Annotated in this window: 17 protein-coding genes; 7 read left to right on the top strand and 10 right to left on the bottom strand. The window is 69.0% G+C overall.

Annotated features, from left to right (window positions below):
• Nucleotides 1-81: 81 nt before the first annotated feature.
• Nucleotides 82-1305, bottom strand: coding sequence for a glycosyltransferase family 4 protein (locus tag AB0E63_RS05765; RefSeq protein ID WP_360361922.1), 1224 nt, complete (start codon nucleotides 1303-1305; stop codon nucleotides 82-84).
• Nucleotides 1306-1357: 52 nt separating this feature from the next.
• On the opposite strand from AB0E63_RS05765, the gene AB0E63_RS05770 reads away from it, so the two are divergent.
• A complete protein-coding gene (locus AB0E63_RS05770; RefSeq protein ID WP_360361924.1) occupies nucleotides 1358-3058 on the top strand; it encodes a right-handed parallel beta-helix repeat-containing protein in 1701 nt (566 codons plus the stop codon).
• A gap of 133 nt (nucleotides 3059-3191) precedes the next feature.
• A complete protein-coding gene (locus AB0E63_RS05775) occupies nucleotides 3192-4811 on the top strand; it encodes a right-handed parallel beta-helix repeat-containing protein (RefSeq protein WP_360361926.1) in 1620 nt (539 codons plus the stop codon).
• On the opposite strand, the gene AB0E63_RS05780 is transcribed toward AB0E63_RS05775, so the two are convergent.
• Nucleotides 4783-6168 (bottom strand): mannitol dehydrogenase family protein, encoded by a 1386-nt coding sequence (locus AB0E63_RS05780; protein ID WP_360361929.1) that lies wholly within the window; start codon nucleotides 6166-6168, stop codon nucleotides 4783-4785. The two genes, AB0E63_RS05775 and AB0E63_RS05780, sit on opposite strands and share 29 nt — an antisense overlap.
• A 57-nt stretch (nucleotides 6169-6225) precedes the next feature.
• The gene (locus AB0E63_RS05785) at nucleotides 6226-7233 is read right to left on the bottom strand and encodes a LacI family DNA-binding transcriptional regulator (RefSeq protein ID WP_360361932.1); all 1008 of its coding nucleotides are present in this window, start codon (nucleotides 7231-7233) and stop codon (nucleotides 6226-6228) included.
• A 163-nt stretch (nucleotides 7234-7396) separates the two neighbouring features.
• On the opposite strand from AB0E63_RS05785, the gene uxaC reads away from it, so the two are divergent.
• Both uxaC and AB0E63_RS05795 read left to right on the top strand, forming a co-directional pair.
• Nucleotides 7397-8803 (top strand): glucuronate isomerase, encoded by a 1407-nt coding sequence (gene uxaC / locus AB0E63_RS05790; RefSeq protein WP_360361934.1) that lies wholly within the window; start codon nucleotides 7397-7399, stop codon nucleotides 8801-8803.
• 452 nt (nucleotides 8804-9255) lie between these two features.
• Nucleotides 9256-10827 (top strand): right-handed parallel beta-helix repeat-containing protein, encoded by a 1572-nt coding sequence (locus AB0E63_RS05795; protein WP_360361937.1) that lies wholly within the window; start codon nucleotides 9256-9258, stop codon nucleotides 10825-10827.
• Here the strand turns inward: AB0E63_RS05795 and AB0E63_RS05800 are convergent.
• Nucleotides 10813-12117 (bottom strand): hypothetical protein, encoded by a 1305-nt coding sequence (locus tag AB0E63_RS05800; protein WP_360361940.1) that lies wholly within the window; start codon nucleotides 12115-12117, stop codon nucleotides 10813-10815. The two genes, AB0E63_RS05795 and AB0E63_RS05800, sit on opposite strands and share 15 nt — an antisense overlap.
• A gap of 10 nt (nucleotides 12118-12127) precedes the next feature.
• Entirely contained in the window at nucleotides 12128-13753 is a 1626-nt protein-coding gene (locus AB0E63_RS05805; protein ID WP_360361943.1) for a Wzz/FepE/Etk N-terminal domain-containing protein, read from the bottom strand.
• Between the two features lie 171 nt (nucleotides 13754-13924).
• Here AB0E63_RS05805 and AB0E63_RS05810 point away from each other — a divergent pair, with 171 nt between their 5' ends.
• The 3 genes from AB0E63_RS05810 to AB0E63_RS05820 all read left to right on the top strand — a co-directional run bounded on the left by AB0E63_RS05810 (nucleotide 13925) and on the right by AB0E63_RS05820 (nucleotide 18151).
• The gene (locus AB0E63_RS05810; RefSeq protein ID WP_360361946.1) at nucleotides 13925-16144 is read left to right on the top strand and encodes a LamG-like jellyroll fold domain-containing protein; all 2220 of its coding nucleotides are present in this window, start codon (nucleotides 13925-13927) and stop codon (nucleotides 16142-16144) included.
• A gap of 143 nt (nucleotides 16145-16287) precedes the next feature.
• Nucleotides 16288-17811, top strand: a complete 1524-nt coding sequence (locus tag AB0E63_RS05815) for a fibronectin type III domain-containing protein (RefSeq protein ID WP_360361949.1) — start codon at nucleotides 16288-16290, stop codon at nucleotides 17809-17811.
• 94 nt (nucleotides 17812-17905) lie between these two features.
• The gene (locus tag AB0E63_RS05820) at nucleotides 17906-18151 is read left to right on the top strand and encodes a hypothetical protein (protein WP_360361952.1); all 246 of its coding nucleotides are present in this window, start codon (nucleotides 17906-17908) and stop codon (nucleotides 18149-18151) included.
• A gap of 4 nt (nucleotides 18152-18155) precedes the next feature.
• Here AB0E63_RS05820 and AB0E63_RS05825 read toward each other — a convergent pair whose 3' ends face one another.
• From AB0E63_RS05825 to AB0E63_RS05845, 5 genes are read right to left on the bottom strand one after another with little or no spacing between them, the layout of a single operon-like run.
• On the bottom strand, nucleotides 18156-19445 hold the full coding sequence (locus AB0E63_RS05825; RefSeq protein ID WP_360361954.1) for a hypothetical protein: 1290 nt from the start codon (nucleotides 19443-19445) through the stop codon (nucleotides 18156-18158).
• A 9-nt stretch (nucleotides 19446-19454) separates the two neighbouring features.
• A complete protein-coding gene (locus AB0E63_RS05830) occupies nucleotides 19455-20231 on the bottom strand; it encodes a WecB/TagA/CpsF family glycosyltransferase (RefSeq protein WP_360361957.1) in 777 nt (258 codons plus the stop codon).
• A gap of 3 nt (nucleotides 20232-20234) precedes the next feature.
• Nucleotides 20235-21218, bottom strand: a complete 984-nt coding sequence (gene gmd / locus AB0E63_RS05835) for a GDP-mannose 4,6-dehydratase (protein WP_360361960.1) — start codon at nucleotides 21216-21218, stop codon at nucleotides 20235-20237.
• Nucleotides 21215-22144, bottom strand: a complete 930-nt coding sequence (locus tag AB0E63_RS05840; RefSeq protein ID WP_360361963.1) for a GDP-L-fucose synthase — start codon at nucleotides 22142-22144, stop codon at nucleotides 21215-21217. Before AB0E63_RS05840 ends, gmd begins: the two co-directional genes overlap by 4 nt.
• Nucleotides 22144-23634, bottom strand: a complete 1491-nt coding sequence (locus tag AB0E63_RS05845; RefSeq protein ID WP_360361966.1) for a sugar transferase — start codon at nucleotides 23632-23634, stop codon at nucleotides 22144-22146. Before AB0E63_RS05845 ends, AB0E63_RS05840 begins: the two co-directional genes overlap by 1 nt.
• Between the last annotated feature and the right edge of the window lie 52 nt (nucleotides 23635-23686).

The raw sequence follows: 23686 nt of genomic DNA on the forward strand, positions 1-23686 counted from the left end.
AACTCAGCCCCCTGCGGCCCTCTTGGAGAGCTCTGTGTCGATGTGCCCGAGGTGACGCGGCCCCCCACGTCAGCGGCGACTTTATACCGTTCGCGCACGGCCCGCCCACCGTCCCCGCCGGGTCCGGCCGCTGTCCGCGTGCCGGGCGATCGCATCGCTGTAAATCCTCTCCGTGGCCGCGAGGTCACGCTCCGGGGTGAAGCGGTCGAGATAGACCTGTCGGGCTCGCTCGCCGAAGGTTATCGAAGTCTGGGGATCAGCCACCAAACCGATTGCCTTCCGCAAGCCTTCCGGATCGCCAGGCTGGGTCAGGGCACCGGTTTCCCCGTCGTCCACCAGTTCCGCGAGCGCACCGAGCCGGGACGCGACCACCGGAACGCCGTGCGCGAACGCCTCCACCACCACGAGACCGAAGGTCTCATAAGAACGCGCGGGTACGACGGCGGCGCGCGCGGACCGCAGCACGTCCATACCGGCCGCCCACGGTAGTTGACCAAGCACCTGAATCGACGAGTCGTTCCTGGCTCGTTCCTCGGCGTCCGCCCGCAGCGGGCCGTCGCCGACGACGACCAGCTTCCCGAGCGACGAATCCCAAGCCTGCAACAGATCGGCGAACCCCTTGTCCTCCTCCAGTCGCCCGAGGAAGACCACAGCCTCCCCCGCGCCACTCCGCACCGCGCCGGAGTGCGGTACCGCGTGCGGCTTCACCACGAACAACTCCGGGTCGTAGCCGGCCGCGACGTACCGCTCTTTGACGAACTCGGACGGCACGACCAGCGTGGTGACGTACCGCTGCCAGGTGTGCAGGGTGTTGTGGACGCCGATGCTGGTGGCCAGCGGCAACGTCTGCACGCGGGACTCGCGGTAGCAACTGTGCCGGACCGCGGCCCAGGGAAGCTTGCCGACACAGGACTCGCACGGCCCGCCGTCACGTTGCAGGACAGCGTTGGCACAGAGCAGCCGGAAGTTGTGCAGCGTCGCCACCACCGGCAGGTCCAGCCGGTGCGCCGCCCGCAGCACCGACGCGCTGAACAGCGGGAACGTGTTGTGGATGTGCACCACGTCGGGCCGCTGTTCCTGCAATAGAAGTGTTAAATCGCGTTCCGCCGAAAATGACCAGACGGAGCGGAACGGTAACAGTGCGCGATCTTTTCGGCTCATCGCGGCGATATCGTCGCTGTTTCGCGCGTACAGGTCGACCTCATGTCCTGAGTTGCGCAGTAAATCAACCGTTTGCGCGACGACGGTGTTCTCGCCACTGGGTTGACCGGTCCGGTAACGGTTGTGCAACATGGCGACCCGCATGGCACTACCTTAAGTCTCGCGGCGGCTACACCTGGTTTCAGGGAGCAGTGCATTGAGGAAGTTGTGGTTCGCAGCGCTTATCGCCGCTGCGCTCGCTGTCGTTACGGTCGCACTCCCGGTCATCGCGAATGAGAACAACGCGACAACCGCGGCCAGGTCGCGCGCCGTCAGCGATCGGGACGTGTCCGGTGTGCTCCCCTCGCACCGCGTCCCCAAGACGACCGGCGCCCCGCCGGCGACCACAGCTCCGAAGGCCACGCGCACCGCCCCGTCGAAGCAGCCCACCACGACGCGGCCGAGCACCCCGAAGCCGACGCCGACCACCACCCCCACGCCGACCGGACCGACCATCCCCACCGTCGACTCCGACGAGGCCGGTCCGGCCGTCGCCGGTCCGTGCAGCGGGGTGGTGATCAAGCCCGGTGACAACGCCCAGTCGATCGTCAATGCCAAGCCCGCGGGTACGACGTTCTGCTTCGCCGCCGGTGTGCACCGGATCGGCCAGACCATCCGCCCGAAGGCGAACCAGGTCCTGGCCAGCGCGGACCGCGCCGTCCTGACCGGATCGATTCCGCTGACCGATTGGACCGCATCCCGTGCGTTCTGGGTGGCGCGTGGCGCACTGCCGGCCGCGTACGGGATGAGCGGGCAGTGCGAGGACAACAAGGCGAACATCTGCTACCTGCGCGAGCAGGTCTTCCTCGACGGCGCGCACCTGACTCGGGTCGCGAGCGCCTCCGCGGTCAAGGCCGGCACCTTCTACGCCGACTACGCGGCGAACGCGATCTACCTGGGCAGCAACCCGGCCGGGCACGCGGTGGAGATGTCGAAGACGGCGACCGCGATCGAGTCCGGCGCGACCGGCGTCGTCGTGCGCGGCCTCACCATCGAGCACTTCGCCAGCGCCCCGCAGGCCGGCGCTCTGGTGTCCGGTCCGGGCTGGAAGGTGACCGCGAACGACGTCCGCTGGAACCACGCCGTCGGCGTGATGCTGGTCCAGGCGAACAACACCAAGGTGGACAAGAACCTGATCCACCACAACGGCCAGCTCGGCCTCGGCCAGTACAGCTCGGCCGCGGCGGCCGTGACCCGCAACGTGATCAGCTCCAACAACACCGACGGCTTCTGGATCGCCGACTGGGAGTCCGGGGGCATCAAGTCGACCCGGTCGTCCGGCACGGTCAGCGGCAACGTGATCAAGGCCAACAAGGGCATCGGGATGTGGGCCGACGTCGCCGACGACGGCCGGGTGATCAGCTCCAACCAGATCCTCGACAACGCCGCGGACGGGATCCGCTACGAGATCAGCCGCAACGGCACGATCGAGAACAACACGATCAGCGGCAACGGCTTCGGCACCGGCCGCGGCTCCGGTACGTCGCTGTGGGACGGCGGCGGGATCAACATCAACACCTCGTCCGGGGTCACCGTCCGCGGCAACAAGGTGTCCGGCAACGTCAACGGCGTCACGATCCAGTCCCGCACCCGCGGCACCGGCCCGTGGGGTACCTACCTGCTGCGCGACATCAGCGTCACCGGGAACACGATCGAGATGACCGGCGGCACCCAGGCCACCGGCATGGTGCAGAACTCGGGCTCCCCGATCCCGGCCGGTGAAGTCGTTTTCAGCGGCAACAAGTACGTGCTGGACGCGCTCGGCGCGCAGCGGTTCGCCAAGGCCGGCACGAAGCTGACCGCGGCCGGCTGGCGCGAGGCCGGGCTCGACACGATCGGCAGCTTCCTCGCGAACTGATCGCTTGCCGAACGCAACATAATTGTGCGGAAGGTATTGCCTTGACTACGTGAGGTAGTAGTAGTCTGCGGAGCAAAGCCGCGCCATGGGGGGTGCGCTCAGGGCTCACCTGTGCCACCGGAGGCTCCGCTCTATGAAGACAGCTACTGCGTTTCTGGCGATCGTTGCGACCGGCACCTTGACCGTTGCCGTCACCTCCTTACCCGCGAACGGCTCGCCGATCTCCGCCGACGACGTGATCCCCGGCATCCTGGCCGACGATCCGGCGACGACGCCACAACCACCCGCCCCCACCACTCCTCCCCCGGCCGACGGCACCTTCCGGTCCGGTCCGTCGCAGGCGCCGGCCTGCTCGGGCGTCACGATCACGACCGCCCAGGACGCCGCCCAGGTCGTCGAGGACGCGCCGGCCGGGACGACGTTCTGCTTCACCGGCGGCTGGCACCGGATCAGCGAGACCATCCGCCCGAAGGCGAACCAGGTGCTCGCCAGCGACAAGGGCGCGGTACTCACGGGGTCGGTCAGGCTGACCAAGTGGTCGGCGAACAACGGTGACTGGGTGACCACGGGAGCCCTGCCCCCGGCGTACGCGAAGACCGGGCAGTGCGAGGACAACACGGCGAACCTCTGCTACCTGGCCGAGCAGCTCTTCCTGGACAGCAAGCACCTGACCCGGGTGGCAACCCTCGACAAGGTTGCCCCCGGCACCTTCTACGCCGACTACGCGGCGAACGCGATCTACCTGGGCAGCAACCCGGCCGGGCACGCGGTGGAGATGTCGAAGACGCCGACCGCGATCGAGTCCAGCGCGACCGGCGTGACCGTGCGCGGGCTGACGATCGAGCACTTCGCCACCCCGCCGCAAGGCGGTGCGGTGGTGCTCGGCCTGGGCTGGAAGGTGATTGCCAACGACATCCGCTGGAACCACGCGGTCGGCGCGATGCTCGTGAACGCGGACGGCGCCGTCCTCGAGAGGAATCACATCCACTCCAACGGCCAACTCGGAGTCGGGCAGTACAGCACGCTCAAGGGGACCATCTCCGCGAACGAGGTCAGCTACAACAACACCGACGGCTTCTGGATCGCGGACTGGGAGTCGGGCGGGATCAAGACCACGTGGTCGAGCGGTGGCTGGGTGACCGGCAACCTGATCCAGTACAACCGCGGTGTCGGACTGTGGAGCGATGCGTACGACGACGGCCGCACGTTCAACAGCAACCAGATCCTCGACAACGTGGCGGACGGGATCCGCTACGAGATCGGCCGCAACGGCGTGATCGAGGACAACGTGATCAGCGACAACGGCTTCGGCACCGGCCGCGGCTCGGGGACGTCGCTGTGGGACGGCGGCGGGATCAACGTCAACACGTCGTCGAACGTGCAGGTCCGTGACAACGTGGTCGCGAACAACGTGAACGGCATCTCGATCCAGTCCCGCACCCGCGGGTCCGGCCCGTGGGGGACGAACGTACTCCGCGACATCGTTGTCTCCGGCAACAAGGTGACGATGCGCGGCGGCACCACCGCGACCGGCATGGTGCAGAACGCCGGCGCCGTCATCCCCGCCGGTGAGGTCACGCTGAACGGCAACACCTACATCCTGGACAGCCTGGCCGCCGAGCGGTTCCAGAAGGCCGGTCAGCGGTACACCGCCCAGCAGTGGCGCCAGGCGGGTCAGGACACCTCGAGCGCCTTCACGATCGGGAAGGCGATCCTGGACGACGCTACCGGCGTGCTGACGAGAGTGCGCTGACGTGCTCGATCAGCAGGTCGCGGAAGACCGCTGAGTCGCGCAGCTCCGGCGTGAAGACGGAATCCACGGCCAGCAGCGCGTCGACCACGGCGGCCGGCTCTGTCGCCCCCGCGAGGGCGGCCTTGAGCCGGTCCGCCTGGGGATCGTCCACGGTCGGTGTCGTCAGCACGTAGACCATCCACGCGGCGACGGCGAGCGAGATGACCCGCGGTTCGGCGCCGGCCGCCAGGCGGTCCCGGACGGTTCCGAGCATCCGGACCGGTAGCTTGACCGAGCCGTCCATCGCGACCTGCGTGGTCCGATGCTTCAACGCCGGGTTGGCGAACCGCTCCAGCACGGTCGCGCCGTACGCGGCCAGGTCGAGGCCGTCCGGCGGCGTCAGAGTCGGTACGACGTCCTCGGTCATCAGCGCGCGGGCCAGGGCCGACAACTCCTCGTCGCGGACCGCCTCGGCGATGGTCTCGTAGCCACGCAGCGCACCGAGGTACGCGAGCATCGAGTGCGTGGCGTTGAGCATCCGCAGCTTGGCCTGCTCCCACGGCGCCACGTCCGCGGTGAGCACCGCACCCGCGCGCTCCCACGCCGGACGGTCACCGGCGAAGTCGTCCTCGATCACCCATTGCAGGAACGGCTCCGCGACCACCACGGCCTCATCGCGTACGCCGAGCAGCCGGGCAGCCTCCTCGCGGTCGGCCTCGGTCGTCGCCGGCACGATCCGGTCCACCATGCTGGCCGGGAACCGGGTCGCCTCGAACACCTCGGGGACCTTGCCCAGGGCCTCGAAGTAGTCGGTCACCAGCTTGCGCAAGAAGGGGCCATTGGCAACCAGGTTGTCGCAGGACACGATGGTCAGCGGTTCCACCCGCCGGGCCAGGCCGGCGGCCAGTTGACCGACAACGGTCCGCGGCGGCCGGCCGGTCAGATCCGCCTGGATCTCCGGATCGTTCAGATCGAGCCCGGTCCCGGTCGCGCGGTAGCCCTTCTCCGTCACCGTCAGCGTGACCACGGACACCGCCGGATCCGCGATCCGGGCGACCACCGCTTCGGGGTTGTCCGGTGCGGTCAGGACTTCACGGATGCTCCCGATCACCTGGACCGACGGATCACCCAGTCCGCGCTCCAGAACGGAGTACAGACCATCCTGGGGTGCGAGCTGGTCCCGGACCGTCGCGGAGCGCTGGCTCACGCCGGTGATCCCCCACCGCGTCTCGCCGCTGACGACCGCGGCCCGCTCGGTGACCACGGCCTGATGGGCGCGGTGGAAGGCACCGAGCCCGAGGTGGACGATGCCGACCGACAACGCGCGCGGGTCGACCTCGGGGGCGACGGGGAGGTTGGTGAGACTCAGCCTGCTCAAGCTCGGACACCTTTCACTGGTTCGTTCTGGGTCACCTGGTTCGTGCTTCGTCCTGTGTCACCGGGTTCGTGCTGGGCGAAGGTCGGGTGCGGGGCCGGTGGAGTCGCGGACGATCAGCTCGCCGTGCAGGGTGCCACGGGTGTCGACCGAGCTGTCGGGATCGTCGAGCAGTGCCAGCAGGAGCTCGACCGCGATCCGGCCGGCCTCCTGTTTCGGCAGCCGGACCGTGGTCAGGGCCGGCCGGGCCATCCGGGACATGGCGATGTCGTCGACACCGACCACGCTGAGGTCGTCGGGCACCGAGATGCCGCGGGCGTGCAACCGGGCCAGCAGCCCGATCGCGACCAGGTCGTTGTAGGTGACCACGGCGGTCGCGCCGGTCGCGACGACCTGGTCCGCCGCTGCCATGCCACCTTCGTACGTCGGCGCGAAGTTGCCGACCGGACGCAACGTGGCGCCGTGTTTCTCGACAGCGTTGCGCAGGCCCAGGCCGCGGTGCTGGGTCGACCAGGAGGTGACCGGTCCGCCGACCCAGGCGATCCGTCGATGGCCGAGCGCGACGAGGTGGGCGACGGCGCGCCGCATGCCCTCCTCGTTGTCGAAGGTGACGCCGGGGAGGTTCTCGGCCGCACGGTTGACCAGGACGACGTTCGTGTCCTGGGCGATCGCGGTCAGGTCGGCGTCACTGGCGCGGGGTGAACACAGGATGATTCCGTCGACCTGCTTGGACAGTGCGCGGACCAGGCCGACCTCGGCCACCGCGTCCTCGTCGGTGTCGGCGACGAACACGGCGACGTCGGACCGGCGGGCGCGGGCCTGCACGCCTTTGGTGACGCTGGCGAAGAACGGGTTGGCCAGGTCGGGCACGACCAGGCCGATGGTGCCGGTCCGTCCGGTGATCAGGCCGCGAGCGGCGCGGTTCGGCTGGTAGCCGAGCTGCTCGACCGCGGCGGCCACCCGGGCGCGGGTGGCGGCGTTGACCATCTCCGGCAGCGAGAGCGCCCGGGACACGGTGGACGGCGACACGCCCGCAAGCCGCGCCACATCACGAATCGTCGCAGGCATGGTCACCTCCTCGGGCCCCTGAGTCTGCAATCGGTTGCAGTCTAGTGTCAAGCTCACGGAACAGCGTGCCATATCCTCCTTGTGGACAAGCACTTGTGCGGTCAGAACACCACTGCAATCCTTTGCAGAGTTCGTTGCAGTCGACACTCTCCCCGGAGGACCCATGCCGAAGGCCCTGCAGCCTCATCCGGACCGCGCCCTGCCTGCCGGCGTGGCCCGCGACGTCGCCCGCCGGATCCACGCCTCGACCAAGGACCTGCCGCTGCTGTGCCTGCACGGTCACGTCGACATCGGGCTGTTCGCGACCGACGCGCCGTTCGGTGACCCGGCCGAGTTGCTGGTCGTCCCGGACCACTACGTCACCCGGATGCTGATCTCCCAGGGCATCTCCCCCGACCGCCTCGGGCTCCCACGCCGCGACGGCACGACGAACGCGGACCCGCGGGAGATCTGGCGGGAGTTCTGCTCGAACTGGCACCTCTTCCTCGGTACGCCGAGCCGGTACTGGATGGAGCACGAGTTCGCCGAGATCCTCGGCCTGACGGTGCACCCGTCGGCCGAGACCGCGGACGAGCTGTACGACCAGATCTCCGCGCGGATCGCCGAGCCGGAGTTCCGGCCGCGGGCGCTGCTCGACCGGTTCGGGATCGAGCTGATCTCCACCACGGACGCGGCGACCGACGACCTCGCCCAGCACGCGAAGGTCGCGGCGGATCTGCCCGGCCGGGTGGTCCCGACCTTCCGTCCGGACGCGGTCGTCCACCTCGACCGTCCCGGCTGGCCCGACCTGGCCCAGCAGCTGGGCGCGTTGGCCGACGTCGACACCTCGACGTACGACGGATATCTACAGGCGATCCGGCAGCGGCGGCAGGCGTTCGTCGCGGCGGGAGCGCGGGCGACCGACCACGGGCACCTGAGTGCGGCCGCCGTACCGCTGTCGGATGCCGAGGCGGCACGGATCTACGCGGGTGCGTTGAAGGGTGACGTGCAGGTCGACGACGCGGCGGCGTTCGCGGGCCACATGCTCTACCAGTCGGCGGTGATGTCGGCCGAGGACGGGCTGGTCATGCAACTGCACCCGGGTGTGCTGCGGGATCACGATCCCGCGATCCATGCGACGTACGGGCCGGACCAGGGGCATGACATCCCGGTGCCGACCGAGTTCACCCGGTCGCTGCGGCCGTTGCTCGAGCGGTTCGGGCACGCTTCCGGCTTCCGGATGGTGTTGTTCACCGTCGACGAGACGGTGTACTCACGGGAGCTCGCGCCACTGGCCGGTGTGTACCCGGCGGTGCGACTCGGGGCGCCGTGGTGGTTCCTGGACAGCCCGGACGGGATGCGCCGGTTCCGTGAACTCGTCACCGAGACGGCCGGCTTCTACAACACCTCCGGCTTCGTCGACGACACCCGAGCGTTCCTGTCCATCCCGGCCCGGCACGACCTGGCCCGCCGCATCGACGCCGGCTACCTGGCCAACCTGGTCGTCCAGCACCGCCTCGACGAAGACGACGCCTTCCAGGTCGCCAAGGACCTGGCCTACAACCTGGCCCGGGATACCTACCTGACCTAACCCGCCCACCTCCCCGGTAGCCCCCGCTGCCGACCCCCCGCGACAACCCCCGGGACCCGGACAGGTTCTCGGGACCCCGGACAGGTTCTCGGGACCCCGGACAGGTTCTCGGGACCCCGGACAGGTTCTCGGGACCCCGGACAGGTTCTCGGGACCCCGGAGAGGTTCCGGGCGCCGCAGACAATGCATAACCTGTCTGAGGTCCCGAGTTTCCGAGCCAGGCCCCGGCAGCTGTGCATCGGCTGGGACGGTGATCGGTGGCGCGGGACACCACCTGGGGACCTCGGACAGGTTCTGGGGCTCCGGGGATTGGATCGGCTGGTCGGGGTCGCCGGTGGTTGTGGTGGGGTTGGGGTGGTGGGTGGGGCGGGAGGTGGGCTGGCTGGTGGGGGTCGGCCTTGGGGCGGGTAGTCTCACGCAGATCTGTCCGCCGGGGGTGAGAAGGGGCGTGGATGAGGCGTCGGGTTGTCGCGACGGGTGGTGCCGTCGTGCTGTTGCTGCTGGCCGGGTGCTCGGACTCCGGGACCCCGGGCGCGGACTCGGGCTCGGTCTCGGGTTCCGGTGAGCCTTCGCAGACGGCTGGGCCGGCAACGACCACGGTGACCGTTCCGACCGGTCCGCCGCCCGCGGCCGCGGCGGCGCTGGGACCGACCGGACCTGGTACCGCGAAGCCCTGCCAGGGAACCGCGATCCCGGTGGGCAAGGACCCGCAGTCGGTGATCGACGCGGCGCCCGAGAGCACGGTGTTCTGCTTCGCGAAGGGTGTGCACCGGATCAGCCGGACGATCAAACCGCGGACCGGTGACACGCTCGGTGGCGGTGCGGGCGTCGTACTCACGGGATCCGTGCGGCTGACCGGATGGAAGCGGTCCGGCAACGCCTGGGTGGTACGTGGTGCGCTGCCGGCGGCGTACCCGCTCAAGGGCCAGTGTGAGGACAACCAGGCCAAGCCGTGCCAGCGCGGCGAGCAGGTGTTCGTCGACGGGAAGCACCTGACCCGGGTGATGCGTCGCAGCGACCTGAAGCCGGGAACGTTCTTCGGCGACTACGCCGCGGACGCTGTGTACGTCGGAGACGACCCGGACGGCCATCAGGTCGAACTTTCCCGGACGCAGACCGCGATCGACAAGTCGGCCGACAACGTCACTGTGACCGGGTTGACGATCGAGCACTTCGCCAGCCGCGCGCAGGGCGGTGCGCTACAGGTCGGCCGCGGGTGGAAGGTGACCGGGAACGAGGTCCGCTGGAACCACGCGGTCGGGATCATGGTGATCGAGGGCGACGGCGCCACGCTGAGCCGGAACACGGTCGCGGACAACGGTCAGCTCGGGATCGGGCAGTACAAGTCGGCCGGCGTACGCATCACCGCGAACCTGGTCACCCGGAACAACACCGACGGGTTCTGGATCGCGGACTGGGAGTCCGGCGGGATCAAGTCGACCCGGTCGTCGGGTGAGGTGAGCGGCAACGACATCGTGGCGAACCGCGGCATCGGGATGTGGAGCGACATCGCCGAGTACGACCGCCGGATCACCGGGAACCGGATCCGGGACAACGCGGCCGACGGGATCCGGTACGAGATCAGCTACCAGGCATTGATCGACCTGAACGTGGTCGAGAACAACGGCTTCGGCACCGGCCGCGGCTCCGGCGGGAGCCTCTGGGACGGCGGCGGCATCAACGTGAACACCTCCGCCGACGTCCAGGTCCGCGGCAACCTGGTCAAGGACAACCGCAACGGCATCTCGATCCAGTCCCGCACCCGGGGCGACGGCCCGCGCGGCACCTACGTCCTGACCGGCGTCGTGATCGAGGGCAACACCGTCGTGATGGCCGACGCCACCGCCACCACCGGCGTGGTCGAGAACAAGGGCTCCCCCACCAAGCCCGGCGCCGTCACGTTCCGCCGCAACAGCTACCAGATCGCCGGCAGTCCGGCCAACCGCTTCGCCTTCCGCGGAAGAACCATGACATGGTCCCAGTGGCAGCAGGCGGGCTTCGACCAGGACTCAGTGACCGGCTAGCGCGCGACTTCGCGAACGTATTCGGTCGGCGTCGCACACGGCGGCGGCGACCAGCAGGTGCAAGGTCATGGAGCTGAGGTCGGACAGGCCGCTCTCGTTGAGCGAGGCGGCGGTGACGTAGCCGAGCAGGAGTGCGCCGCAGGCCCGGATGTACGGCGTGGGCGCGCGGAGCACCGAGATCCACGCGAGGATCAGGGCGATCGCGACGATGGTGACGGCCAGCAGGCCGGTCTCCCAGTAGAGGCCGAGCCAGCTGTTGTCGATCGCCATCACGTCGATGTCGCCCTCGCCGCGGCGCAGCAGCACACGTTTGTTGCCGAGCCCGTGGCCGATGATCGCGGTCTGGATGGACACCTTCTCGTCCAGCACCGCCTGCCAGCTGGTGGTCCGGCCGCTGAGCGAACTGATCTGCTGCGTCCCCTGCCCACGCAGCAACCACGTGTGCAGGGATCCGATCGTCAGGAACGCGAGCCCGAGCAGCCCTGGCACCGCCAGGCTGGCGATCCGTCCGGCCCACGTCTTCCGGGTGACGATCAACGCGATCACCAGACCGAGGGCGACCGCCGCCGCCGACGTCCGGGTCCGGCTCGCCGCGATCAGTACGCCGCCCAGCCCGATCAACCCCACGGCCGGGAACAGCGACAGTTTCCGGCAGATCAGCCCGATCAGCGCCAGCCCGAGCAGGATCGCACCGACCTCACCCACGCGCGGTGGCAGCATCGGGATGATCACGCCCTGCAGGCGGTACCCGGCACCGAGCGACCGCAACGGCCGCCACGCCTGCGACGGCGCGTACGCCAGGCTCAGCACAACCGTTGCCGCCAGCAACAGATGCGCCCAGAGGTGTGCCCGGATCAGCCGCTCCGGAACCTGCACCAGCGGCCGCCAGAGCAGGAAGACCAGCACCAGCCCGATCAGGAACCGGGCCAGCCGGGTCAACGGGCCCATCGGCTCCGCCAGCAGGAACGCGGTGGCACACGCGAACAGCACGTACATCACGTACATGGAGCCGGCCGGATTCACCCGGGTCCGGAAGCCGGGCTTGGTCGCCGCCAGCGCGATCAGGAAGATGGCCCCGAGCAACAGGCCCTTCATGACGCTGTTCGTCGACCCCGTCGTCCCCTGCGGTGCGGCCACTCGTGACGACCACGGCTGGACGCCGAGCACGAACAGGCACCACAGCACCAGCCAGAACCAAGCCGGCTTCTCGATCTCCCCCGCGACCGTCCCCGGCACCGGCGTTGCCAACCGGGTACCGCCGTAAGGAGCAGCGATCGTGGACCGCATCATGACAACACAGTCAGCGGATCGGCGGCACAGCCGAGTCGAGCGGCTTGTAGTTCAGCGGGATGCCCAGCGTCTCGTCCTGCGGCGAGGCGCCGATCAGGACGACGCCCAGCACCGGAGCGCCCGCGAACTGCAAGGCACCGGTGAGCCGGGCGACATCCATCTCCTTGTCGAGACCGACCTGCACGACGAGTACCGACGCATCGACAGCAGCGGCGAGCGGCGTGATGCCGTGCCGCCCGACCGACGCCGGACCGTGGATCACCACGGAGTACCCAGGCGGCAGGTCAGCCACGATGCCCGGCACCAGCGACGGGCCAACCGCCTCGGCGGTCTCCTCGTGGTTCAAACCGGGCGGCAGCACGTAGAGGTCGGCGACCGTACCCGGGCGGAACAGCTTCCGCGCCCGGATCGCCCGCGTCGCGGCCGGCTCCATCACCAGGTCGGTCAGGCCCTCGTGACCGGTCAGATGCGGCAGCACCGGCGGACCTTCGATGTCGGCCAGGACCAGCAGGGTCTCGCGACCGTCACGGGCGTTCGCCTCGGCCATGGCCAGCGCGATGCCCGCCGAGTTCGGCGTGGGCGATGCGGAGACGACCAGCAAAGCGCCCGGGCCGCCGCCGGCGAAGGCCCGCGGGTTCAGCTCCCGGCGAGCCAGCGCGCCACTCGCCTCGGCGCCCAGCGCGGTGATCTCGTACTGCGGAAGTTCGGGAGCGGCCCGGCGCCAGAACTTGCGACGGTGGCCCTCCGACGCCGCGATGACCGGAGAACTGGCTGCCCGCGCCGACTGGTCGCGGGTCAGGATGTACGGCGTCAGGTGGGACCGGAGCAGCGCCAGGCCGAAGCCCAGCACCAGGCCGAGGATGCCGCCGACCAAGATGTCGCGGGCAACCATCGGCGAGGAGCTCGCAGTGTCGGTCGTGGCCGGGGTGACCAGTTCGCTGCCGGCTCCGACCGTCGTCAGCGCCTTGAGCATCGCGGCCGCGTCGTCAGCCGCCTGGCGGGCCTCGGTGGCCAGGCCGACCCGCTGGTCGCGCAGTGCGGCGGCGGTCTGGTTGTCGTCGCGCTGGATCGCCTCGTCGATCTGGCTGACCAGGCTGCGCGACTGCTGGGTGGCGGTCTTCGACCGGGCCTGCGCCTGCTCGGCCAGGTTGGTCAGCAGCGCCTTGGCCTCGTCGTTGCGCTGCTGCAGGTAGATGGCGGAGATCGCGTTGGCCCGCTCGACCGCCGTCTCCGCGGTCGGGCCGTCGGTGGTGATCAGGTACGCGTTGTCGGTGACCGCCTTGACCCGGGTCACCGCGGCCAGGTCCTGGAGGGTGTCCTCGTTGTCCGGCATCCCCAGCGACTTCACCACGGCCCGCAGCAGCGTCGGGCTGGCCATCACCCGGGCCTGCGTCTCGGCCGGCAGATCCATGCCCAGCGGACCGGTCTTGTCGGCGCTCGTGGACAGCTTGCCCACCAGGGCCGGCGGCACCGCCGGACCGATCACCAGCTGGCTCGAGGCGGTCCAGCGTGTCGTCTGGGAGAGCGCGAACACCGAGGCGCCGACCAGTCCGAGCAGGATGCAGCCCATGATCAGCCACTTCTGCCGTAGCAGTGACTGGGCGGTCTCCCGCCAGACCACGGTGCCCGGTTCCATTTGCTACCTCACTCCTTCGCGCCAGCGCCCCAGGATATAGGCACCAGGGCGCGCTGTGGACACGGCATCTCGTCGCGTGCCTTACTCTCTCCTCGGGGGTTCTCTCGGGGGTTCTGGAGAACCAGGGATGGCGCCGTGGGTGGCGCCCGTGTCCGAGGGGGACATCGCAGGATGCAGAAGAGATGGACGTTCGCGCGGCTGGGGATCGTGGGCGCTCTCATCGCCGGGTCGTTGGTGTTCGTGTTCGCGCCACCCGCGCAGAGCACCGAGGCCTCGCTCTCAGCTGTCAACAGTTCGACGTGGCAGACCAACGGCAGCGTGCAGGGCATCGCGGTCGCGGCCGGGACGGCGTACGCCGGCGGCCGGTTCACCGGTGTCCGTCCGCCGGGTGCCGCGGCCGGGACCGGCGAGGTCGCCCAGGCGTACCTGGCCGCGTTCGACGCCACCACCGGTGCGCTGGTCAGCTCGTTCAACCCGGTTCTGAACGGCCAGGTCTACGCAGTGGCCGCCACCGCGGACGGCTCGCGGATCTTCGTCGGCGGTGACTTCACCACGGTGAACGGCCAGACCCGGAACCGGATCGCCGCCTTCGACACCGCCACCGGCGCCCTCGTCGCGAACTGGAAGCCCTCGGTCTCCTTCCGGGTCAAGTCGATCGCCGTGTCCGGTACGACGGTCTACTTCGGCGGCTCGTTCGGCCTGGTGAACGGCGTGGACCGGCTGCGGCTCGCGGCCGTCAGCGCCGACCTCGGCACCCTGTTGCCCTGGGCACCGGCGACGAACGGCGACGTGTACGCCGTGGACGTCGCCGACGACGCCTCCAAGGTCTACGCCGGTGGCCAGTTCAGTACCGTCAACGGCACCAACCAGAACACCGTGACCAGCCTCGACCCGCTGTCCGGCGCCGTACTCCCGTTCCCCGGTGCGTCCGCCGTACCGCCGCCGAACGGCTCGTGCACCACTCGGGTCAAGTCGATCGACGCCAGCGGCGACACCGTGTACTTCGGCAACGGCGGTGACGGCGGCGGCTGCTTCGACGGCACCTGGGCGGTCGACATCGCGACCAACACGCTGAAGTGGAAGAACCAGTGCCTCGGCGCGACCGAGGCGATCAAGGTCGTCAACGGCTGGCTCTACAAGGGCTCGCACGCGCACGACTGCGCCAACCAGGGCGCGGGCGGTTTCCCGCAGGGCTTCGACTACCGCTTCCTGCTGAGCGAGAAGCTGACCGACGGGTCGCTCGGCCCGTGGTACCCGAACACCGACGCCGACCCGAGCAGCGTCACCAACGTCGGCCCGCTGGCCTTCGCGACCGGTGGCAACGACCTGTGGGCCGGCGGCGACTTCCTGCACGTGAACGGCGTGGCCCAGCAGGGTCTGACCCGGTTCACCAACGCGATCCCGGGTGCGGCTCCGGCGAAGCCGGCCAAGCTGCTCCCCTACAGCGTCCAGCCGGGCGTGGTGCAGATCTACTTCCCGACCGTGCTCGACAACGACGACAGCACGCTGACCTACCGGCTGCTGAAGGGCTTCAGCAACACCACGATCGCGACCTGGACCGCCACTTCCAAGCCGTGGGACCGGCCGTGGCTGCACTTCACCGACACCACCTCGGTTCCGGGTGAGGTGACCAACTACCGGGTCGAGGTGACCGACGGCAGTACGACGGTCCGCGGCAACTACTCCGACCCGATCACGGTCGCCACCACGGCCTCGACGGCGTACGACCAGCTGATCAACGCGGACGGTCCGCAGGCCTACTGGCGGCTCGGCGAAGCAGCCGGTACCACGACCTCCGTCGACGCCTCGGGTCAGAGCAACAACGGCACGTTCACCGGGGTCACGCTGGGCGCGGCCGGCGCGATCACGGGCAACACCGCGATGACGGTCAGCACGACCACCGGCCGGATGGTCGGCGAGAAGGCGTACAGCATGCCGCAGCAGTTCACGGTCGAGGCCTGGGTGAAGCAGAGCGGCGTCGCCCGCGGCGGCCGGATCATCGGCTTCGGCAACTCCAAGACCGGCAACAGCGGCGGTGGCGGCGACCGGATGCTCTACATGCGCACCAACGGATCGATCGTCTTCGGTGTGAACGACGGCACGCAGCGCACGCTCACCAGCCCGTCCGGCAAGAACGACGGGCTGTGGCACCACGTCGTCGGCAGCTACGACAACGGCATGATGAAGCTGTACGTCGACGGCATGCTGACCGGGAGCGCACTGGTCGGATCGGCCTCGGTGTACTACGGCTGGTGGCGGGTCGGGTACGACAACACCAACACCTGGCCGGGTGGCGGAGCGACCCAGACCGGCATGGGGATCGACGAGGCCGCGGTCTATCCCTACGCGCTCACTCCGGCGCAAGTGCAGTCTCACTACGTGGCCCGCTGACCGGCCCTGTCTGGGAGTTCTGGCACAAAGTCATAACGCGCGTGGGAGGTCCGCTTCCAGTGGGCCTCCTACAGCGCTAATGTCCGCTGCTGGTGCGTGATGAGGCACGCGCTGTACGACCCCCGCCTGTCCGAAGGACATAAATGAAGAAGTTAGTGCTGGCCATTGTCACCGGCGCGGCTGTACTGGCCGCGGCGCTGATCCCTTCCGGACCGCCGGTGGTGGCGGCGACTCTGGGCTTCGGCTCCGCCGTCTCGGCGATCAAGCAGACCTCGTGGCAGACCAACAACAGCGTCAACGCGCTCGCGATCAGTGGCAACACGGTCTTCGCCGGCGGCTTGTTCACCAAGATCCGGCAGCCGGGCAAGCCGGCCGGCCAGGGAGAGTCCGTCCGCACCTACATCGCGGCATTCAACCGGACCACCGGAGCTCCGACCGCGTTCGCGCCGACGCTGAACGGGCCGGTCTACAGCATCGCCACCAGCGCGGACGGCAAATGGGTCGTGATCGGCGGTGACTTCACCACCGTCAACGGCATCAAGCGCAGCAAGATCGCGATGTTCTCGGTCGTGACGGGGAAGCTGGTGGCGGCCTGGGACCCGGTCGTGGCGGCCCGGGTGAAGGCGCTGGCCATCTACGGCAACAGTGTCTACATCGGTGGCGCGTTCGGCACGATCGACGGTACCGCCCGCAACCGGCTCGGAGCGGTCCGGCTGATCCAGGGCGACCTGCTGCCGTGGAACCCGAACGCCAACAACGACGTGTACGCGATCGACGTGTCCGACAACGGCACCCGGGTCTTCGTCGGCGGCCCGTTCAGCACGATCAACGGCCAGGACCACTACTCGCTGGCGATGCTGAACACCACCACCGGCGCGGCCTACTCGTTCCCGGCCGCGGCGGCGATCCCGAAGCCGACGGCGACCTGCACGACGCGGGTGAAGGACATCGACACCCTCGGCGACAAGGTGTTCGTCTCCAACGGCGGTGACGGAAGCGGCTGCTACGACGGCGTCCTGGCCGCGCAGGTGTCCACCGGCCAACTGCTCTGGCAGAACAAGTGCCTGGGCGCGACCGAGGCGATCAAGGCGATCGGCGACTGGGTCTACAAGGGCTCGCACGCGCACGACTGCCGCTCCTCCGGCGCCTTCGGCAACGGCACCGGGACGCACTATCTGCTGGTCGAGAGCGCCATCAACGGCAACCTCGGGCCTTGGTTCCCGAACACCGATGCCGATCAGAGCAGCACCACCCAGGTCGGGCCGCTGGCGATGGCCGGCACCAGCACCGACCTCTGGGTCGGCGGCGACTTCCTGAACGTGAACGGCAAGCCGCAGCGCGGTCTGACCCGGTTCACGAACACGCCGGGCGGCGCGATTCCCGCCGTACCGAAGACTCCGATGGTGACGGCGACGTCGGCCGGCCGCGTCTACGTGAAGTACTCCGACGTGTACGACCTGGACAACCTGTCGCTGACGTACAACGTGTTCCGCGGATCGACGCTCATCGCATCGTCCAAGTACACGACGTACTTCTGGGAGCTGCGGAAGTCCTACACCGTCATGAACCGGGGACTGACGCGTGGGTCGACGTACACGTTCCACATCGAGGTCCACGACGGCCGCAACATCGTGAAGAGCCCGTCAGTCACCGTAAAGATCCCGTAACCCGGTCCTCCATACCCGGCCAAAGGGGGTCTGCCCGTTCGGGCAGACCCCCTTTGCCGTAGGCAACCGGTGAGCACCGGGGCGGGGACTGACCATGGTCGCCGGCTCGACCTGGCAGACCGACGCCAGCGTGCTCGGCCTGGCCGGTCAAGGCGCTCGCGATCGAGGGGACCAGCCTGTACGTCGGGGTCTCGTCTCGGCGACCGGTGGAAGCGATCTGTGGGTCGGCGGTGACTTCACCAAGGTCAACGGCGTTGGTCAGCAAGGCCTCACCCGCTTCACCAACCTCGGGCCTGGCGCCAGGGGATGTCCCCTCGCGTGGGTGCGGACGTGCGGGTGAGGGGTTAGGGGAGGGCTGGGTGAGTGGGTGGGGGTGGGGTGCGGCGGTGGGCGGTTATGGCTCGGTGGGCTTCGTTCCACCAGAGGAGGAGGGTGATGGAGGAGGCGGTGGCCAGGCCCCAGGCGGCGCCTTTGGGGCCCCAGAGGAAGGCGCCGGTGATGCCGCAGGTGATCAGGATGACCGATGAGATCAGGCGGACGCGGAGACCGCGCGTGGCGGCGGTGAGGGCGCGGAGGATCGCGAAGGCGCCGGCGTTGGACGCGCCCAGGGCCTGCAGCAGGATGACGGGGATCAGGACCTCGTGGGCCTGGGTCCAGACGCCCGGGCCGAGGAGTTGACGACCCACGAACGGCGGGAGCAGCAGGAAGACAGCACCCCAGGCCAGCGCGCCCGCACCGACGCCGAAGGAGATGGCCAGGCCGACCAGCCACAGTCGACGGTAGGAATGCCGGAGCGCCCGCGCTGCCTCGGGGACGGAGATCATCCGGATGCCCTGGTTGAGAACGTTCACCGGGCCGAGCAGGACCTGGGCGCCACGGATACCAGCGGTGGCGGCGAGACTCGCGGCGGCGGTGATGCCGACCATGTAGACCTGGATGGTGCCGGAGACCGCGAGCATCTCCCCCATGTATTTCGGGGTGATATCCCAGTTCCGCCGTACCCACTCGCGGATCAACTGCCGTCGTGGCGCCACGCCGGCCTGGAACCGCCCAGCTACTGCCGCGATCACCGCACCGAGCCCCCAGGCGAACGTCAGCGAGAACGCCGACGCCGTATCGGTGAGATAGAGCCCGCCGAAGATCGCCAGCATCGCGAGCAACCAGACCAGGTCGTTCACGAACGCCCGACGGCCCTCGCCGACGACGAAGAACGCCCACCGCCACGCATCCTGGAGCAGCAATCCCGGCATCGTCACCGCAAACGCAATGAGCACTCCACGAGACGGCACCCCCGGGAACGCCGCGATCGCCAGGCCCACCAGGAGTGCGAGGAATCCGGCCAGCAGTGCGGTCGCCGTACTGGCTCGAACCGCTCGCTGCCAGTCGGGCGATCGCTCACCGGAGTAGCGGACGGCCAGCGGCTCGGTCGCGATCGCACGGGACACGTTGAGCGCGATCGTGTAACCGCCGAACGCCAGCGCGTAGACACCGAAGTCGGCGACCGTACTGGACCGCGCGACCACCACCCCGACCGCGAGGTTGCTCAGGCTCGACAACGCCTGGTCGGCCAGACCCCAGCTCGCACGACCGGCCGGTCCGGCCAGCCGACGTAGCTTCGGCCGCCGGAACTTCACTCCAGCACTCTAGAGGGACCGCGGAGGATGGCGGAGGATGCCCAGGGCGAAACGTGGGATGCCCAGCACATACCGCCGCCAGAGTCGCTTGGGCTCCTTGTAGAGCCGGTAGCTCCACTCCAGCCCGGCGCGCTGCATCCACAGCGGCGCCCGGTCCAGCCGGCCGGTGTGGAAATCGAACGCGGCGCCGACGCCGATCAGGATCGAGGCGCTCAGCCGATCCCGGTGGTCGGCCATCCAGCGCTCCTGCTTGGGGGCGCCGAGTCCGACCCAGATGATGTCCGGCCGCGCCTCGTTCATCCGCGCGACCACCGCGGCGTCCTCGGCCTCCGTCAACGGCCGGTACGGCGGGCATTCGGTGCCGACCACCTTCAACGCGGGATGACGCTCCTGGAAGTTCTCCCGCAGCTCCGCGGCCACACCCTCGGCACCACCGTAGAAGTACTGCGTCCAGCCACGCTCGGCGGCCTCGGCCATCACCCGCTCGAGCAGATCCGGTCCGGCGACCCGGTCCATCCGCTCGAACCCGGCCTTCTTACCCGCCCACACCAACGGCATGCCATCGGGAACCGTCAGGCCGGCCGTGTTGTAGACCTCGGTGAGCCGCTCGTCGGCACGCGCGTGCAGCAGCGCGTTCATGTCGGTCACGCACACCAGGTGCCGGTCGTCGTTGTCGATCCAGCGAGCGAACGTGGCGACCGTGTGGTCCAGATTCGTCACGCTGACATGGATACCCAGCACATCGACGCGGTCCGCGATGGTGGCTGCCGTCTGCATGTCGGTCATCAGTCAGTCCTCTGGGGTCAGCGCGGCCAGATCCGCGTCGACCATGATCCGGACGAGCTCGGGCACGTGAACCTGGGCTTTCCAGCCGAGCTCGGAGGTGGCTTTGGACGCGTCCCCGATCAGTGAGTCCACTTCGGTGGGACGCTCGTACCGCGCGTCGTAGTCGACGTACTCCTCCCAGTCCAGGCCGACGTGGTCGAAGGCCAGTGCGACGAAATCCTTGACCGAGTACGACGTTCCCGTCGCGATCACGTAGTCGGCCGGGGTGTCGTGCTGCAGCATCCGCCACATGCCCTCGACGTACTCCGGCGCGTAGCCCCAGTCGCGGCAGGCGGACAGGTTGCCCAGATACAGCCGGTCCTGCCGTCCGAGCTTGATCGCGGCGACCGCGCGGGTGATCTTCCGGGTCACGAACGTCTCACCGCGGCGCGGGCTCTCGTGGTTGAACAGGATCCCGTTCACCGCGAACATGTCGTACGCCTCGCGATAGTTCCGGGTCATCCAGTAGCCGTAGAGCTTCGCCGCGCCGTACGGCGACCGCGGGTGGAACGGGGTCTCCTCGTTCTGCGGCGGTGGCGTCGCACCGAACATCTCCGACGACGATGCCTGGTAGAACCGGCAGTCCAGTTCGATCATCCGGATCGCCTCGAGCAGTCGCGTCGTACCCATCCCGGTGGTGTCACCGGTGTACTCCGGCTCGTCGAACGAGACCCGGACATGGCTCTGCGCGGCCAGGTGGTACACCTCGGCCGGCTGGATCGAGGCCAGCAGCGTGACGAGTCGCGACCCGTCGGTCAGGTCGCCGTAGTGCAGGAACAGCCGCTTGTCCTTGGCGTGCGGATCCTCGTACAGATGGTCGATCCGCCGCGTGTTGAACGTCGAAGCGCGCCGGATCAGACCGTGCACCTCGTAGCCCTTGGCGAGCAGCAGCTCCGCCAGGTACGACCCGTCCTGACCGGTAATCCCGGTAACGAACGCCTTTTTCACGAGACATGCTCCTGATACCAGGCGTAAGTGGCGGCTACACCGTCTTCGAGGTCGACGGACGGCTTCCAGCCCAGCGCCAGCAGCCGGCTCACGTCGAGCAGCTTGCGCGGGGTGCCGTCCGGCTTGGACAGATCGTTGCTGATGGCACCGGTGTAACCGACGACGCGAGCGACCAGCTCGGCCAGCTCGCGGATCGTCACGTCCGCACCGACACCGACGTTGATCGGCTCCGGCGCGTCGTAGGAGTCGAGCAGGTGCAGGCACGCGTCGGCCAGGTCGTCCACGTGCAGGAACTCGCGCCGCGGCGTACCACTCCCCCACAGCACGACCTCAGGGGCATCAGTACGCCGGGCTTCGTCGAAGCGGCGGATCAGCGCCGGCAACACGTGCGAACTGGTCGGGTCGAAGTTGTCGTTCGGGCCGTACAGGTTCGTCGGCATCGCCGAGATCCAGGGCAGTCCGTACTGGCGCCGCACGGCCTGGACCTGCATGATCCCGGCGATCTTCGCGATCGCGTAGGCATCGTTGGTCGGCTCGAGCTCACCGGTCAGCAGGCTCGACTCGCGGATCGGCTGCTCGGCGTACTTCGGGTAGATGCACGAGGACCCGAGGAACAGCAGCCGCCGCGTCCGGACCTCGAGCGCCGCGTCCATCAGGTTGACCTGGATGCGGAGGTTGTCGCTGAGGAACTCGGTCGGGTGGTCCCGGTTCGCCAGGATGCCGCCGACCCGAGCGGCCGCGTCGATCACCACGGCCGGCCGGTGCTCGGCCAGGAACTTGAACGTCGCCGCGCGGTCGCGCAGGTCCAGCTCGGACGACGGGGCGCCGATCAGGTACGTGTAGCCGGCCGCTTCCATCCGGCGCCAGATCGCGGAGCCCACCAGGCCGCGGTGACCGGCGATGTACACCGGTGCGTGAAGGTCCATCAGTATGCTCCCGCGCCATAGATCACCGCGCGCACGGTCTTCCAGAGGATCAGCAGATCAAGGGTCATCGACCAGTTGTCGACGTACCGCAGGTCGAGCCGGACCGACTCGTCCCAGGACAGGTCGCTGCGGCCGCTGATCTGCCACAGGCCGGTGATCCCGGGCTTGACCAGCATCCGCCGCGAGTCGTCCGCGGCGTACAGGGCGACTTCCTCCGACAGCGGCGGGCGCGGGCCGACCAGGGACATATCGCCGCGCAGCACGTTGAACAGCTGGGGAAGCTCGTCGAGCGAGAACCGCCGGATCCACCGGCCGAGCGGAGTCATCCGCGGGTCGTCGCGCATCTTGAAGATCACACCGTTGCCGTCGCTCAACGCGTACAGATCACCGAGCCGCTGCTCGGCGTCGGCGTACATGCTGCGGAACTTCAGCATCGTGAACTCGACACCGGCCCGGCCGACCCGCTGCTGCCGGAACAGCACCGGACCAGGGCTCGACAAGCGGACGGCGACCGCCAGCCCGATCAGCACCGGGGCCAGCAGGATGATGAATCCCAGAGCGATGACGCGGTCGAAGACGGCCTTCATCAGGTGCGGTCCGCCACTCACCGACGGGCGCTCGAGGTGCAGCAGCGACAGGCCGGCAACCGGGCGGACCGAGATCCGCGGGCCGGCCACCTCGATGATGCCGGGCGAGACGATCAGCTCGATGCCACGCTGCTCCAGCGCCCAGGACACCCGGCGCAGCGACTGCCCGGCCAGCTCGGGATCGGTCGCGATGGCGACCACCTCGACCGCATGCCGGTCGGCGGCGGCCAGAATGTCCGGCTCGTCCAGCTCTTCCGGCTGCAGTGGTCCATTCGCCTGCCCGTCGCCGCGCGGCCGGCACGTCGCCACCACGCGGTACCCGTCGGTCGGGCGGCTCTCCAAGTGCTCACACAGCGTCGCGGCCGGACCGTTACGCCCGACCACGAGAACCCTGTGCATACAGCGGCCTCTGAGCCGATGCCGATGCAAGTCCTTCCGCAGTGCGTACCTCAGCACCAAGGCGGATCCGACCATCACCGGAATCGCCAGTACGACGAAGCCGCGGGCGATCTCCGTCTTGGTCACGTACGACGCCATCGCGACGGCTGCCGTGAGGCCGACACCGGAACGCAGCAGCGAACGGAACTCGTCCGGACCGGCGCCGAAGTACCGCGGGTCGTAGCCCTTCGACAGCGCGACCGCGCCGACCCAGGCCAGCGGAAGGATGCTGCTCACGATCAGGTAGCCACTGCCGACGTGGTAGCCGAACCGGGTCAGCAGTGCGATCGAGACACCGAGCATCGCGGCCAGCAGATCGCCGCCAACTGCGGCCCAGCGATACACACCTACCCAGCGCGGCTCGGTCGACCGCGAGGGAAGCGGGACGATCGCGGGCACCTCGTGCGGCACCACCCAGAGCGGCCGGCGCCCATCGACCGCGTCCGGCGCCTCTGCTCCGCTCACACCGGCCCCTCGTCTCGCGCTGCCAACGTCCGAACACGGTGCGTGCCCGGCG

The sequence above is a fragment of the Kribbella sp. NPDC026596 genome (genome assembly GCF_040638415.1).
In the GTDB taxonomy this organism is placed as follows: Bacteria; Actinomycetota; Actinomycetes; order Propionibacteriales; family Kribbellaceae; genus Kribbella.

Excerpts from the sequence above, each read along its gene's own strand:
- AB0E63_RS05765 (WP_360361922.1), bottom strand. The coding sequence starts at position 1,305 with ATGCGGGTCGCCATGTTGCACAACCGTTACCGGACCGGTCAACCCAGT.
- AB0E63_RS05775 (WP_360361926.1), top strand. The coding sequence starts at position 3,192 with ATGAAGACAGCTACTGCGTTTCTGGCGATCGTTGCGACCGGCACCTTG.
- AB0E63_RS05785 (WP_360361932.1), bottom strand. The coding sequence starts at position 7,233 with ATGCCTGCGACGATTCGTGATGTGGCGCGGCTTGCGGGCGTGTCGCCG.
- uxaC (WP_360361934.1), top strand. The coding sequence starts at position 7,397 with ATGCCGAAGGCCCTGCAGCCTCATCCGGACCGCGCCCTGCCTGCCGGC.
- AB0E63_RS05795 (WP_360361937.1), top strand. The coding sequence starts at position 9,256 with ATGAGGCGTCGGGTTGTCGCGACGGGTGGTGCCGTCGTGCTGTTGCTG.
- AB0E63_RS05800 (WP_360361940.1), bottom strand. The coding sequence starts at position 12,117 with ATGATGCGGTCCACGATCGCTGCTCCTTACGGCGGTACCCGGTTGGCA.
- AB0E63_RS05805 (WP_360361943.1), bottom strand. The coding sequence starts at position 13,753 with ATGGAACCGGGCACCGTGGTCTGGCGGGAGACCGCCCAGTCACTGCTA.
- AB0E63_RS05810 (WP_360361946.1), top strand. The coding sequence starts at position 13,925 with ATGCAGAAGAGATGGACGTTCGCGCGGCTGGGGATCGTGGGCGCTCTC.
- AB0E63_RS05815 (WP_360361949.1), top strand. The coding sequence starts at position 16,288 with ATGAAGAAGTTAGTGCTGGCCATTGTCACCGGCGCGGCTGTACTGGCC.
- AB0E63_RS05820 (WP_360361952.1), top strand. The coding sequence starts at position 17,906 with ATGGTCGCCGGCTCGACCTGGCAGACCGACGCCAGCGTGCTCGGCCTG.
- AB0E63_RS05830 (WP_360361957.1), bottom strand. The coding sequence starts at position 20,231 with ATGACCGACATGCAGACGGCAGCCACCATCGCGGACCGCGTCGATGTG.
- AB0E63_RS05840 (WP_360361963.1), bottom strand. The coding sequence starts at position 22,144 with ATGGACCTTCACGCACCGGTGTACATCGCCGGTCACCGCGGCCTGGTG.